This is a genomic window from Enterobacter chuandaensis (assembly GCF_039718975.1).
Taxonomy (GTDB): Bacteria; Pseudomonadota; Gammaproteobacteria; order Enterobacterales; family Enterobacteriaceae; genus Enterobacter; species Enterobacter chuandaensis.
Genome location: NZ_CP097173.1, coordinates 1,415,866 through 1,429,008, shown reverse-complemented (window position 1 = coordinate 1,429,008; position 13,143 = coordinate 1,415,866). Strand labels below are relative to the sequence as shown.

At 53.2% G+C, this 13,143-nt stretch carries 14 protein-coding genes and 5 tRNA genes; 1 reads left to right on the top strand and 18 read right to left on the bottom strand.

The genetic code is table 11. From position 1 onward, the window contains the following. The first annotated feature begins 60 nt into the window (after nt 1-60). Nucleotides 61-999, top strand: coding sequence for a CDF family zinc transporter ZitB (gene zitB / locus MX657_RS06895; protein ID WP_346807799.1), 939 nt, complete (start codon nt 61-63; stop codon nt 997-999). On the opposite strand, the gene pnuC is transcribed toward zitB, so the two are convergent. The 18 genes from pnuC to cydA all read right to left on the bottom strand — a co-directional run bounded on the left by pnuC (nt 996) and on the right by cydA (nt 12,499). Beyond that, the gene (pnuC, locus tag MX657_RS06890; protein ID WP_346807798.1) at nt 996-1,715 is read right to left on the bottom strand and encodes a nicotinamide riboside transporter PnuC; all 720 of its coding nucleotides are present in this window, start codon (nt 1,713-1,715) and stop codon (nt 996-998) included. The genes zitB and pnuC overlap by 4 nt on opposite strands. A 23-nt stretch (nt 1,716-1,738) precedes the next feature. Further along, complete coding sequence (gene nadA / locus MX657_RS06885) at nt 1,739-2,782, bottom strand: quinolinate synthase NadA (protein WP_346807797.1); 1,044 nt, start codon at nt 2,780-2,782, stop codon at nt 1,739-1,741. A 191-nt stretch (nt 2,783-2,973) separates the two neighbouring features. Further along, nucleotides 2,974-3,049, bottom strand: a tRNA-Lys gene (locus tag MX657_RS06880). A gap of 23 nt (nt 3,050-3,072) precedes the next feature. Beyond that, nucleotides 3,073-3,148, bottom strand: a tRNA-Lys gene (locus tag MX657_RS06875). Nucleotides 3,149-3,194: 46 nt separating this feature from the next. Next, nucleotides 3,195-3,270, bottom strand: a tRNA-Lys gene (locus MX657_RS06870). 3 nt (nt 3,271-3,273) lie between these two features. Next, nucleotides 3,274-3,349 (bottom strand) — tRNA-Val (locus MX657_RS06865). A gap of 27 nt (nt 3,350-3,376) precedes the next feature. Beyond that, nucleotides 3,377-3,452 (bottom strand) — tRNA-Lys (locus MX657_RS06860). Nucleotides 3,453-3,613: 161 nt separating this feature from the next. Continuing rightward, on the bottom strand, nt 3,614-4,408 hold the full coding sequence (gene cpoB / locus MX657_RS06855) for a cell division protein CpoB (protein ID WP_119915074.1): 795 nt from the start codon (nt 4,406-4,408) through the stop codon (nt 3,614-3,616). Between the two features lie 9 nt (nt 4,409-4,417). Further along, nucleotides 4,418-4,939, bottom strand: coding sequence for a peptidoglycan-associated lipoprotein Pal (gene pal, locus MX657_RS06850; RefSeq protein ID WP_003858578.1), 522 nt, complete (start codon nt 4,937-4,939; stop codon nt 4,418-4,420). A gap of 35 nt (nt 4,940-4,974) precedes the next feature. Next, nucleotides 4,975-6,267: a Tol-Pal system beta propeller repeat protein TolB gene (gene tolB, locus MX657_RS06845; RefSeq protein WP_013097529.1), complete on the bottom strand. Its 1,293-nt coding sequence runs from the start codon at nt 6,265-6,267 to the stop codon at nt 4,975-4,977. Between the two features lie 134 nt (nt 6,268-6,401). After that, nucleotides 6,402-7,655: a cell envelope integrity protein TolA gene (gene tolA / locus MX657_RS06840; protein WP_346807794.1), complete on the bottom strand. Its 1,254-nt coding sequence runs from the start codon at nt 7,653-7,655 to the stop codon at nt 6,402-6,404. A gap of 28 nt (nt 7,656-7,683) precedes the next feature. Then, nucleotides 7,684-8,112, bottom strand: coding sequence for a colicin uptake protein TolR (tolR, locus tag MX657_RS06835; RefSeq protein WP_346807793.1), 429 nt, complete (start codon nt 8,110-8,112; stop codon nt 7,684-7,686). Between the two features lie 3 nt (nt 8,113-8,115). Continuing rightward, on the bottom strand, nt 8,116-8,808 hold the full coding sequence (tolQ, locus tag MX657_RS06830) for a Tol-Pal system protein TolQ (protein WP_008501101.1): 693 nt from the start codon (nt 8,806-8,808) through the stop codon (nt 8,116-8,118). Then, on the bottom strand, nt 8,805-9,209 hold the full coding sequence (ybgC, locus tag MX657_RS06825; protein WP_003858593.1) for a tol-pal system-associated acyl-CoA thioesterase: 405 nt from the start codon (nt 9,207-9,209) through the stop codon (nt 8,805-8,807). The genes tolQ and ybgC overlap by 4 nt, the downstream gene beginning before the upstream one ends. Before the next feature lie 148 nt (nt 9,210-9,357). Then, entirely contained in the window at nt 9,358-9,648 is a 291-nt protein-coding gene (gene ybgE, locus MX657_RS06820; RefSeq protein WP_080327867.1) for a cyd operon protein YbgE, read from the bottom strand. After that, nucleotides 9,648-9,761: a cytochrome bd-I oxidase subunit CydX gene (gene cydX / locus MX657_RS06815; RefSeq protein WP_003858598.1), complete on the bottom strand. Its 114-nt coding sequence runs from the start codon at nt 9,759-9,761 to the stop codon at nt 9,648-9,650. The genes ybgE and cydX overlap by 1 nt, the downstream gene beginning before the upstream one ends. Before the next feature lie 14 nt (nt 9,762-9,775). Then, the gene (cydB, locus tag MX657_RS06810) at nt 9,776-10,915 is read right to left on the bottom strand and encodes a cytochrome d ubiquinol oxidase subunit II (protein WP_119915076.1); all 1,140 of its coding nucleotides are present in this window, start codon (nt 10,913-10,915) and stop codon (nt 9,776-9,778) included. A gap of 15 nt (nt 10,916-10,930) precedes the next feature. Beyond that, nucleotides 10,931-12,499, bottom strand: coding sequence for a cytochrome ubiquinol oxidase subunit I (gene cydA, locus MX657_RS06805; RefSeq protein ID WP_080327869.1), 1,569 nt, complete (start codon nt 12,497-12,499; stop codon nt 10,931-10,933). Nucleotides 12,500-13,143: the final 644 nt, after the last annotated feature.

Sequence of the window (13,143 nt, the reverse complement as noted above, 5' to 3'; positions counted from 1 at the left end):
TTTTTGGAGTAACCTGTTAAAAACGCTACACTAAAATAATAACGAATCAGGAAAGCAGACATGGCGCACACCCACCCACCCTCATCCTCTCCCGGCAATGACAATGCAAAACGACTGATGCTGGCCTTCGGCGTTACGGCCACATTTATGGTTATCGAGGTCATTGGCGGCCTGGTCTCCGGCTCGCTGGCGCTGCTGGCTGATGCCGGACACATGCTGACCGATGCCGCAGCGCTTCTTTTCGCCCTGCTGGCGGTGCAGTTTGCCCGTCGTCCTCCTAATGCGCGCCACACTTTCGGCTGGCTGAGGCTGACCACCCTTGCCGCGTTTGTTAACGCCATCGCGCTGGTGGTTATTACTGTTCTTATCGTCTGGGAGGCCGTACAGCGCTTCAGGCACCCGCAGCCGATCGCCGGGACAACAATGATGGTCATTGCCGTGGCGGGGCTGCTGGCAAATATTCTGGCGTTCTGGATTTTGCACCGCGGCAGCGGGGAAAAGAACCTCAACGTGCGCGCTGCGGCTCTGCACGTGCTGGGGGATTTACTCGGCTCAGTCGGAGCGATTGTCGCTGCGCTGGTGATCCTCTACACAGGCTGGACGCCTGTCGACCCGATTCTCTCCGTGCTGGTGTCGTGTCTGGTCTTGCGCAGCGCCTGGCGACTGCTTAAGGAGAGCGTGAATGAACTGCTGGAAGGGGCACCGGCATCGATGGACATTGACGAGCTGAAGCGCAACCTGCGCCGTACAGTCCCGGAAGTGCGTAACGTTCACCATGTTCACGTCTGGCTGGTGGGTGAAAAACCGGTCATGACGCTGCACGTTCAGGTGATCCCACCTCATGACCACGATGCGCTGCTTGAGCGCATCCTGCACTTTCTTGAGCACCACTATGAGATTGGCCACGCCACCATCCAGATGGAGTATCAGCCCTGTAGCGGGCCGGACTGCCACCTTAACGAGGCGCAGTCCGACCATTCACATCATCATCACCATTAGCTGGAAAGCGCGTGTGAGCCTCGCTCACGCGCGCTCTTGATCCACATCCTGCTACCGTTCAGGGCAATGAAGGTCAGCAGCAGATATTCCAGCGACATGGCATAGACGCCCTGAAGGGCAAAAATCACCACGCTGATGACGTTGATGATGACCCACAGCAGCCAGTTCTCAACGTATTTACGGGTCATCAGGACCATCGCCGCGATCGACAGCACCATCATGCAGGAATCCCAGAACGGGAAGGCATCCGGCTGAAACTCTGGCATCGCCACATTCAGGCCCATAGCGGACATGACTGAAACAGCAATGCGGGTCAGGAATGCAAACACCGGGTTGATGTAGACGGTCATTAAACCAATGGCGACGACGCACGCAACGAACCAGGCGATGGCTTTCGGCAAGGGCAGCCAGCGGATCTGCAGCTCAGCCTCCTGCTGGCTGTTCTGCCGGGACCAGGCATACCAGCCGTAAATATTGGCGGCGAAGAAGAACAGCTGCAAAAGCAGGCTGGCGTACAGCTGGATCTGAAAGAAGATAATCGCAAACAGCGTAACGTTAATCAGCCCGAACGCGTAGTTGCTGATCTTCTCCAGGCTTGCCAGCCAGATACAGAGCAAACCCGCCAGCGTGCCAACGGCTTCAATCCATGACAGGTCATAGCCACCTGCACCAATCGGTATATGAACCAGAATGTTCTGCGTGCTAAAAAAATCCATCTTTTCCCCAGGGCGTTTTTGAATTAAGTACGTAGTGTAGCCGCAAAATCCAGCATGCGGTTAAGCGGAATTAACGCACCTTCACGCAGAGCGGCGTCCACATGGATTTCATGTGCTGCACCGCCTGTCTCGAGCCCTTCGGCAATGGCCTTCAGGCCGTTCATCGCCATCCACGGGCAATGCGCGCAACTGCGGCACGTCGCGCCCTCGCCCGCCGTTGGTGCTTCCAGCAGCTCTTTCTCCGGTACGGCCTGCTGCATCTTATAGAAGATACCGCGATCGGTCGCGACGATGAGCTGCTTGTGCGGCAGCGTTCTGGCCGCGTTGATAAGCTGGCTGGTTGAGCCAACCGCATCGGCCATATCGACAATCGACTGCGGTGATTCAGGGTGAACAAGAATCGCGGCGTCAGGATAAAGCGCCTTCATACGGGACAGCGCCTGGATCTTGAATTCGTCGTGCACAATGCAGGCGCCCTGCCAGCAGAGTACGTCAGCCCCCGTTTGCTTCTGAACGTAATTGCCGAGATGGCGGTCAGGCGCCCAGATAATTTTCTCGCCAAGGCTATCCAGATGTTCAATCAGCTCAACGGCAATGCTGGAAGTGACAACCCAGTCTGCGCGCGCTTTTACCGCCGCAGAGGTATTGGCGTAAACCACCACGGTACGGTCAGGATGGGCGTCGCAGAAGGCGGTGAATTCGTCAATCGGGCAGCCGAGATCGAGCGAACATTCCGCATTGAGCGTCGGCATCAGAATGGTTTTTTCCGGGCTGAGAATTTTTGCCGTTTCGCCCATGAAGCGCACGCCTGCTACCAGCAGCGTGGACGCGGGGTGTTTTGCACCGAAGCGCGCCATCTCCAGCGAGTCGGAAATACACCCGCCGGTCTCTTCCGCCAGCTGCTGGATTTCCGGATCAGTGTAGTAATGGGCCACCATCACCGCATCCCGCTCTTTCAGAAGACGTTTGATCTTCTCGCGGTAGAATTGCTTTTCATCCTGGCTTAATGGCACAGGCTTTGGCGGAAACGGATAGATTGCGGCTTCAGGATCGAACATCACGCTCATTATGGCTTCTCGTTTTACTGGCTTAACAATATTGCCTTTCTTTTGCCTGACAAAGCAAAACGTGCGGCAATTTTGTTTCGTATACTAAACAAGATAGCGAATCTGGAGTGAAAAGTCACCGGGAATAGATATGAAGGGCATTTGTAGAACTGCAGATAGCAAAAAAGCGCCTTTAGGGCGCTTTTTAACATTGGTGGGTCGTGCAGGATTCGAACCTGCGACCAATTGATTAAAAGTCAACTGCTCTACCAACTGAGCTAACGACCCCTTGCGGGATTTTTTCTTCGAAGTGGTGGGTCGTGCAGGATTCGAACCTGCGACCAATTGATTAAAAGTCAACTGCTCTACCAACTGAGCTAACGACCCATTCGGGTGCTGACTTCGAAGATTTTTACTCGGTACCACTTTAAAGTGGTGGGTCGTGCAGGATTCGAACCTGCGACCAATTGATTAAAAGTCAACTGCTCTACCAACTGAGCTAACGACCCGAGTGGTGGGTGATGACGGGCTCGAACCGCCGACCCCCTCCGTGTAAAGGAGATGCTCTACCAACTGAGCTAATCACCCACTCTGTACTGCCAGTAATGCGTTAAGTGGTGGGTCGTGCAGGATTCGAACCTGCGACCAATTGATTAAAAGTCAACTGCTCTACCAACTGAGCTAACGACCCACTTTTACGCTGTTTTCACGTTGTTTGATATCCCGTGGCAACGGCGGCATATATTACTGATTTAAGAATTCAGCGCAACAAAAATTTCGATGAAGATCACTTAACTGCTTACGAATCATGCTGCACGACCAGAAATAACGCGATTTCTGGTCATGCGATAATCATCCCATCGAATTCAGGCGTTTTTGCGCCTGCTTAGCACCTTCGGTGCCCGGGAATTTTGCAACAACCTGCTGATAGACCGCTTTGGCTTTCGCCGTGTCGCCTTTGTCCTGCATGATCACGCCAACCTTAAACATCGCATCCGGCGCTTTCGGCGATTTCGGGTAATTTTTTACCACGGAGGCAAAATAAAACGCCGCATCGTCCTTTTTACCCTTGTTGTAATTCAACTGACCGAGCCAGTAATTCGCATTTGGCTGATAGGTTGAGTCAGGGTATTTCTTAACAAAGTTCTGAAACGCAGCCAGCGCGTCATCCTGACGAGATTTATCCTGCACCAGGGCAATGGCCGCATTGTAATCCGTATTCGCGTCACCGCTCTGTACAGGCGCCCCTGTTGAGGCTGAAGCATCAGCAGACGGCGCAGGCGCTGAGGTTGCCGCGCCGCTTTGATCGCCCGCTGCGGGCTGTGCTGCTGCACCGCCGCTGCTCAGGCTATCTATCTGCAATAAAATTTGCTTCTGACGTTCCACAACCTGGTTAAGCTGATACTGACTTTCCTGAATCTGGCCACGGAGAGAGTCAATATCGTTTTGGTTATCGGAAAGTTGCTGCTGGAGTTGGGTTAAAAGCTGACTGTGAGCGTTAGAAATACGCTCGAGCTGAGTGACCCGGTCTTCTACCGAGCCTGAGCCGACACTACTGATTGGTGCCTGAGCAAAAGCGGCCCAGGGGGCCGCTATTCCAACCAGTAACGACAGACTCAACAGATGATGTCTGAAGTTACTGCTCATGCAATTCTCTTAGTAAACCAGTACGGCACGACGGTTTTTGGAGTAGGCCGCTTCGTCGTGACCCAGTACTGCAGGTTTTTCTTTACCGTAAGAAACGATGGAGATCTGGTCAGCAGAAACGCCTTTACCCTGCAGGTACATCTTAACGGCGTTCGCACGACGTTCACCCAGGGAGATGTTGTACTCTGGAGTACCACGTTCGTCCGCGTGACCTTCTACGGTGACTTTGTAAGATGGGTTGCTACGCAGGAAGTTTGCGTGCGCATCCAGCATCGCAGCGAAGTCAGAACGGATGTCGTATTTATCCAGATCGAAGTAAACGATGTTGTTCTGCTGCAGCTGCTGCATCTGAAGACGCGCTTGCTCTTCAGAAGACATGTTGCCATTGCCGTTCGCGTCCATACCGGTGCCGGCACCCATCATGCCTTCGCCGCTCTGGTCATTGCTTGCGTTCTTGTTAGAAGAACACGCTGCGATTGCCATTACAGGCAGAGCGATCATCAGCCCCTTCAGCACTTTGTTCAGTTGCATTTCTATGATTCCTTTAGTAATCAATTAATTATTATTTACAGATACGGCGACCAGGCAGGTGATTTTACCTGTCCATCAGTTGCCGGAATACGCGCTTTGAAACGCCCATCTGTAGAAACCAGATTCAGCACAGATCCCATCCCCTGAGAAGAGCTGTAGATTACCATAGTGCCGTTAGGTGCCAGACTTGGCGTTTCATCCAGGAACGTTGACGACAGAACTTGGACGCCACCCGCTACCAGATCTTGTTTGGCAATGTGCTGCTGCCCACCGTTGGAGCTGACCATTACCATGAATTTACCGTCGCTGCTCACGTCTGCGTTCTGGTTCTGAGAGCCTTCCCAGGTGATACGCTGCGGAGCACCGCCGTTGATGTTGACTTTATAGATTTGTGGACGGCCTGCCTGGTCAGAGGTAAACGCCAGGTTTTGGCTGTCCGGGAACCATGATGGTTCAGTGTTGTTGCTGCGACCGTCGGTCACCTGACGGATCTGACCGGAGCCAATGTCCATCACGTACAGGTTCAGGCTACCGGTTTTAGACAGCGCAAACGCCAGTTTAGAGCCATCTGGAGAGAAGGAAGGCGCACCGTTGTGACGTGGGAACGACGCAACCTGACGCACCGCACCGTTTGCCAGCGTCTGGATAACCAGCGCAGAACGACCGCTTTCGAAGGTCACGTAAGCCAGTTTAGACCCGTCCGGAGACCAGGCTGGAGACATCAGCGGCTGTGAAGAGCGTTTCACCAGGAACTGGTTGTAGCCGTCGTAGTCAGATACGCGCAGCTCATACGGGAACTGGCCGCCGTTGGTCTGTACCACATAAGCGATACGGGTACGGAACGCCCCTTTAATACCGGTCAGTTTTTCAAATACCGCGTCGCTAGCCGCGTGTGCCGCATAGCGCAGGTATTGTTTAGTGACCTTGTAAGAGTTCTGTGCCAGAACGGTACCCGGCGCACCGCCGGTATCCACCAGCTGCCAGGCCACGTTGTAAGATCCGTCCGGGTTAGGCGTAACCTGCCCCACCACCACGGCATCGATACCCAGCGCAGACCATGCTGCAGGCTGGACTTCCTGCGCGCTGCCCGGCTGCTGAGGCAGACGAGAACGATCTAACGGGTTGAATTTACCGCTGTTACGCAGGTCAGCCGCCACGATGCCGCCGGCATCTTCAGGCGCAGCGCCAGGACCGGCCCACTGGAACGGAACAACACCGATTGGGCGTGCCGAGTCCACCCCCTGGGTGATCTCGATACGTACTTCTGCGTGCAGGACTGCTGCCCACAGCATTAAAAAACTAAATGCTACACGTAATGCCTGCTTCATCATATCTCCCTTATCCGGGTAACCTTACCCATGATAATTTAGCAGAATGTTAACAAACTCAAATAGACAAAACTACCAGAACCCTGTGACTAAACCTGGTCTATTTTTCCCCGTTTGCACGGGGAAAATGTAACTTAAGGTTTGAAGTCCAGCGGCGCATTTTTGAAGACTTCGTAGACTGCCTGAGAAGGCGGTTTAGGCATCTTCGCCTGACGCGCTGCTGCCAGAGCCGCAGTACATAAAGCCGGGTCGCCACCTTCAGACTTAATATCAAGCAGCATGCCGTCCGGAGCTAGTTTTATACGCAGCGTACACGTTTTACCGGCATAGGAAGACGCATCATAGAACCGGCTTTCAATCGCCGATTTAATCTGCGCGGCATAGCCGTTGATTTCAGCCCCTGTCACACCGTTACTCTTAGTGTTACCACTTCCGGTCGGCGCTGCGTTGTTTCCTTTCGCGCCACCGCCCGTTTTCGGTGCATTCTTACCGGAGCTTAAATCGCCCAGCAGATCGTCAACCCCTGCGGCGGCTGCGGCTTTTTCAGCGGCTGCTGCCTTTTTGGCTGCCGCTTTTTCAGCTGCTGCTTTCTTATCGGCAGCGGCCTTCTCAGCTGCAGCTTTTTTATCAGCAGCGGCTTTTTCAGCGGCGGCAGCTTTTTCTGCAGCAGCCTTCTCAGCCGCAGCAGCTTTCTTCGCAGCCTCGGCAGCCGCTTTCTTCTCTGCGTCCTGAGCGGCTTTCTTCGCGGCTTCCGCTTCAGCTTTCTTCTGAGCATCCGCAGCGGCTTTCTTCGCGGCTTCGGCTTCAGCTTTCTTCTGGGCATCCGCAGCGGCTTTCTTCGCGGCTTCGGCTTCAGCTTTCTTCTGAGCATCGGCAGCGGCTTTTTTCGCCGCTTCCGCCGCTAATTTCGCCTGGGCATCAGCCTGCGCTTTGGCATCTGCTGCGGCTTTTGCTGCCGCCGCTTCCGCCTGCTTTTGCTGTTCCTGCGCTTTTTTCGCGGCCTCTTCGGCTTGCTTCTGCTGCTCTGCCTGCGCTTTCGCGGCTTCCTGCGCCTGCAAACGTTCTTTCTCAAGCTGCTTCAGACGCTCCTGCTCGGCGGCCTGCTTTTCACGCAGCTCTTCCGCCTGCTGTTGCGCCTGTTTTTCACGCTGCTCTTCAGCCCGTTTGGCACTCGCTTTCTGCTGTTGCTCGCGATTATAGTTTTGCACTACCGCACCGGGATCCACCATCACGGCGTCAATGGAAGACCCTCCACCACCGCCCGCTGATGCATCAATATGCTCGTCGAACGAACTCCAGATCAGCGCTGCAAAGAGAATAACGTGCAGCACTGCGGAGACGATTATCGCTCGCTTAAGCTTGTCGTTCTGTTCGGTTGCCTTTGACACTATCGGTTCCCAAAAACTACGCGGATGATCAAATAGGTTGAGTCATTAAGCCAACTGACTTAACACCCGCACTATGTAGCAAGTTCAGCGCTTTAATAATTTCATCGTAGGGTACGTCTTTCGCGCCACCGATTAAGAAGACCGTTTTCGGATTTGATTCCAGACGACGCTGCGCCTCAGCAATAACCTGCTCTGGCGGCAGCTGATCCATACGATCTTTTTCTACCACCATGCTGTACTGCCCTACGCCGGAAACTTCAATGATGACCGGAGGATCGTCATTGGTGCTCACCGCCTGTGATTCTGTCGCATCCGGCAGATCGACTTCCACGCTCTGGGTAATGATGGGCGCTGTTGCCATGAAGATCAGCAGCAGTACCAACAGCACGTCCAGCAGTGGCACGATATTGATTTCGGACTTGAGTTCGCGACGACCTCGTCCACGCGATCTGGCCATGGTTTACCCCTTGTTGCTCTCGGTGCTGGTAAACGCCTGACGGTGCAGAATCGCAGTGAACTCTTCCATAAAGTTGTCGTAGTTCAGTTCCAGTTTGTTCACGCGCTGGTTCAGGCGGTTGTAAGCCATAACCGCCGGGATTGCCGCAAACAGACCGATAGCGGTCGCAATCAGTGCTTCAGCGATACCCGGTGCAACCATCTGCAACGTCGCCTGCTTCACCGCGCCCAGCGCGATAAAGGCGTGCATAATCCCCCACACGGTACCAAACAGACCGATATACGGGCTGATGGAACCCACAGTGCCGAGGAATGGAATGTGTGTTTCGAGATTTTCCAGCTCGCGGTTCATAGAGATACGCATCGCACGCGATGCACCTTCCACTACCGCTTCCGGCGCGTGATTGTTTGCACGATGCAGACGAGCAAACTCTTTGAATCCGCTATAGAAAATTTGTTCGGAGCCGGTCAGGTTTTCACGGCGACCCTGGCTCTCCTGATACAGACGAGAAAGCTCAATACCCGACCAGAACTTATCTTCAAAGGCTTCGGCTTCACGGCCAGCAGCATTGAGGATACGCGTTCTCTGGATAATGATGGCCCAGGATGCGATTGAAAAACCAATCAAAATCAACATGATAAGTTTAACCAGAAGGCTTGCCTTCAGGAACAAATCAAGGATATTCATGTCAGTCACTGCTTAAACTCCGCGACAATAGACTTAGGAAGCGCACGAGGCTTCATTATGGTTGGATCAACACAAACAATCAGTACTTCAGCTGAGTTCAGTACGGTGTTCTCTGCGTTGACTATCCGCTGCGTGAATACCAGTGAGGTCCCGCGCATTGATGTAATTTCAGTTTGGACTTCGAGCATATCGTCGAGTCTGGCAGGCGCAAAATACTCAAGCGTCATCTTGCGTACCACGAAGGCAACTCGCTCAGCCAACAGTACCTGTTGACTAAAGTGATGATGGCGCAGCATCTCTGTGCGTGCCCGTTCATAAAAAGCAACGTAGCTGGCGTGGTAAACCACACCACCGGCATCGGTATCTTCGTAATAGACACGAACCGGCCATCGAAACAGCGTTGTATTCACTTTACATCCCGGTAATACAAGAAAAGTTGGAGCTTTCAAACTTCGCTACTATACGCGCGGGAAAGATGGTTTGGAATGGGAGAAAGTAAACGGAGAGTAAATTTTTATGGGCTCGGGTAAGCCCATAACGTTAACGGACATTTCTTATTCAGAAGAAGAAGAAAATCAGACCTGCAAGAAGGACCAGATCGGCAATGAGCGGGCAGAAAAGACCCTGCCAGTGAACCGCTTTCGGACGAAAGCCCACGCCGTGAATCACCCCAGCGCACACCGCCCACATAATGAGGAAGCCGTGCCAGATTTCCAGCTCGCTGGTCTTTGCCGCGAAACGCGACGGGTCCCAGAAAATGCAGCCTGCCAGCAGTAATGCCATCACTAAAGAAAGCGCCCGTAACGGGCGCTTATCCATTACCGCGTAAAGCTTCGCGATAATATTCATCAGTGTTTTTCTTCACCCGCTTTGGTCGCTTCGACATGCTCAAGCGCCAGGGCAGTGATGACACCAAATGCACAGGCAAGAAGCGTCCCTAAAATCCATGCGAAATACCACATATTCAGCTCCTTACTTAGTACATAGAGTGAGTGTTGCTTTCGATATGTTCCTTCGTGATACGACCGAACATTTTCCAGTAACACCAGATGGTGTAAGCCAGAACAATCGGAACGAACACGCAGGCAACATACGTCATCAGGTTCAGCGTCATATGGCTGGACGTTGCATCCCACATGGTCAGGCTAGCATTCAGCATGGTGCTGGATGGCATGACGAATGGGAACATCGCAATACCCGCCGTCAGGATGATGCACGCGAGGGTCAGTGAAGAGGACACGAACGCCAGCGCGCCTTTCTCCAGACGAGACGTCAGCACGGTCAGCAGCGGCAGCAGTACGCCCAGAGCCGGGATCGCCCACAGCGCAGGGGTATTGTTGAAGTTCACCAGCCATGCGCCAGCCTGACGCGCCACTTCTTTGGTCAGCGGGTTAGACGGTGCCGAGTGGTTAATCGCAGACGTCACCACGTAGCCATCAATACCGTACACCACCCACACGCCTGCCAGAGCGAAGCAAACCAGCGTTACCAGTGCCGCCACCTGAGCAGTAGCACGGGAACGCAGGTGCAGTTCACCCACAGTACGCATCTGCAGGTAAGTTGCGCCCTGAGTGATGATCATCGCCACGCTCACCACACCGGCCAGCAGGCCAAACGGATTCAGCAACTGGAAGAAGTTACCGGTGTAGTAAAGACGCATGTATTCGTCCAGGTGGAACGGTACGCCCTGCAGCAGGTTACCGAACGCCACGCCGATCACCAGCGGTGGTACGAAGCTACCGATGAAGATGCCCCAGTCCCACATGTTGCGCCAGCGGGTGTCTTCAATCTTGGAACGGTAGTCGAAGCCCACCGGACGGAAGAATAAAGAGGCCAGCACCAGAATCATCGCCACGTAGAAGCCGGAGAACGCAGCCGCGTAGACCATCGGCCAGGCAGCGAACAGCGCGCCGCCTGCGGTGATCAGCCACACCTGGTTACCGTCCCAGTGCGGGGCGATGGAGTTGATCATGATTCGACGCTCGGTGTCATTACGACCGAGGAAACGGGTGAGCATCCCCACCCCCATGTCGAAACCATCCGTGACGGCGAAACCGATCAGCAGAACGCCAACCAGCAGCCACCAGATAAAACGCAATACTTCATAATCGATCATTTGATGACTCCTGTCTTAGCGTGCCGGCTGAGTAGTCGCAGTGGACTGCTCGTAGTGATAGCGACCGGTTTTCAGGCTGCTTGGGCCAAGGCGCGCGAACTTGAACATCAGGAACAGCTCAGCCACCAGGAACAGGGTGTACAGACCACAGATCAGCAGCATGGAGAAGATCAGATCGCCTGCCGTCAGGGAGGAGTTCGCTACCGCCGTTGGCAGTACCTCACCGATCGCCCATGGCTGACGGCCGTACTCTGCAACAAACCAGCCGGACTCAATCGCGATCCACGGCAGTGGAATACCGTACAGCGCGGTGCGCAGCAGCCATTTTTTCTCGCCAATGCGGTTGCGAATCACGGACCAGAAGGACGCCGCAATGATCAGCAGCATGATGACGCCGCAGCCCACCATGATACGGAATGCGAAGTACAGTGGCGCAACGCGTGGAATCGAGTCTTTGGTCGCCATCTGGATCTGCGCTTCCGTCGCATCAGAAACGTTCGGGGTATAACGCTTCAGCAGCAGACCGTAACCCAGATCTTTCTTCACGTCGTTAAACTGGTCGCGAACGGCCTGGTCGGTAGAACCGGCACGCAGCTGCTCCAGCAGCGAGTAAGCCTTCATACCGTTACGGATACGCTCTTCGTGCTGAACCATCAGCTCTTTCAGACCCGTTACCTGCTTATCGACAGAACGGGTTGCGATGATACCCAGCGCGTAAGGAATTTGAATGGCGAAGCGGTTTTCCTGCGCGTCCTGATCGGGAATACCGAACAGCGTAAAGGCAGCAGGCGCCGGCTGGGTTTCCCATTCGGCTTCGATAGCGGCCAGTTTGGTTTTCTGCACGTCACCCATTTCGTAACCGGATTCATCACCCAGAACGATAACGGAGAGGATTGCAGCCATACCAAAGCTTGCAGCTATGGCAAAGGAGCGCTTGGCAAACGCGAAGTCACGACCGCGCAGCATATAGTAGGAGCTGATGCCCAGCACGAACATTGCGCCGCATACGTAGCCAGATGCCACGGTGTGAACGAATTTAACCTGAGCAACCGGGTTCAGGACCAGCTCGGCAAAGCTGACCATCTCCATACGCATGGTTTCGAAGTTGAAATCAGACGCGATCGGGTTCTGCATCCAGCCGTTCGCCACCAGGATCCACAGCGCGGACAGGTTCGAACCTAATGCCACCAGCCAGGTTACCGCCATATGCTGGACTTTACCCAGACGGTCCCAACCGAAGAAGAACAGACCTACAAAGGTGGATTCGAGGAAGAAGGCCATCAGACCTTCAATGGCCAGCGGCGCACCGAAGATATCCCCTACATAGTGGGAATAGTAAGACCAGTTAGTCCCGAACTGGAACTCCATGGTCAGACCGGTTGCCACGCCCAGTGCGAAGTTGATACCAAACAACTTGCCCCAGAACTTGGTCATATCTTTATAAATCTGTTTGCCGGAGAGGACGTAAACCGTCTCCATGATGGCCAGCAGGAACGCCATACCGAGCGTCAGTGGCACAAACAGGAAGTGGTACATCGCGGTCAAGGCAAACTGTAAGCGCGACAGTTCGACTACGTCTAACATTATGACTCCTTGCTCATCGCATGAAGACTCCGAGAGTGAACCCCGTCAGAGAGAGATCCACACGCATGCCCCAATACAAATTATTCGCATCCTGCTCATCGTTATTACCCTGGAGAAGGATAAAAACGATGACGACAGGTTACAAATAGGTTAATAAAAAACTCAAATTGATCCCGCAAATATAATACGCTGCAAAACCCTTACAATAAACAGGTTTTTATTGAATCACATTTACGTTTTTCGACGGTGATCAATTTATAGCAAAATTACCACTTTTCGGCCATTTTGATCGGGAACAATTTAGCGCTTTTCAGCACCTTTTTCCAAGGATTAAACTTTGATTTAAATCAAAAACAAACCTTGATGTTAACCATGTTTAATCGCGGTGAGAATGGTAAAAACCATGTTAATGATATGTGCATGCAAAGATGTGATTGGTTATCGAAGACGGAAAAAAATATAAACAGAAGTGATTTTAATTAACGCGAAAGAAAAACGTCATTTCATTGTGGGACTAACAATAAGGCACGGTCGGGGCAGTTTATTTTTCCACTGCGTTTTTGGGCCCCTGAAAATTACATTTAATTTACTTTTGTTATCCCGGAAGTTAACACCGCAGTGTGACTATTTAATGAAAAAAGGCC

Bases quoted from the DNA above. Each gene is read 5' to 3' on its own strand.
- zitB (WP_346807799.1), top strand. From the start codon at position 61: ATGGCGCACACCCACCCACCCTCATCCTCTCCCGGCAATGACAATGCA.
- pnuC (WP_346807798.1), bottom strand. From the start codon at position 1,715: ATGGATTTTTTTAGCACGCAGAACATTCTGGTTCATATACCGATTGGT.
- nadA (WP_346807797.1), bottom strand. From the start codon at position 2,782: ATGAGCGTGATGTTCGATCCTGAAGCCGCAATCTATCCGTTTCCGCCA.
- cpoB (WP_119915074.1), bottom strand. From the start codon at position 4,408: ATGAGCAGTAACTTCAGACATCATCTGTTGAGTCTGTCGTTACTGGTT.
- pal (WP_003858578.1), bottom strand. From the start codon at position 4,939: ATGCAACTGAACAAAGTGCTGAAGGGGCTGATGATCGCTCTGCCTGTA.
- tolB (WP_013097529.1), bottom strand. From the start codon at position 6,267: ATGAAGCAGGCATTACGTGTAGCATTTAGTTTTTTAATGCTGTGGGCA.
- tolR (WP_346807793.1), bottom strand. From the start codon at position 8,112: ATGGCCAGATCGCGTGGACGAGGTCGTCGCGAACTCAAGTCCGAAATC.
- ybgE (WP_080327867.1), bottom strand. From the start codon at position 9,648: ATGAATATTATCGCGAAGCTTTACGCGGTAATGGATAAGCGCCCGTTA.
- cydX (WP_003858598.1), bottom strand. From the start codon at position 9,761: ATGTGGTATTTCGCATGGATTTTAGGGACGCTTCTTGCCTGTGCATTT.
- cydB (WP_119915076.1), bottom strand. From the start codon at position 10,915: ATGATCGATTATGAAGTATTGCGTTTTATCTGGTGGCTGCTGGTTGGC.
- cydA (WP_080327869.1), bottom strand. From the start codon at position 12,499: ATGTTAGACGTAGTCGAACTGTCGCGCTTACAGTTTGCCTTGACCGCG.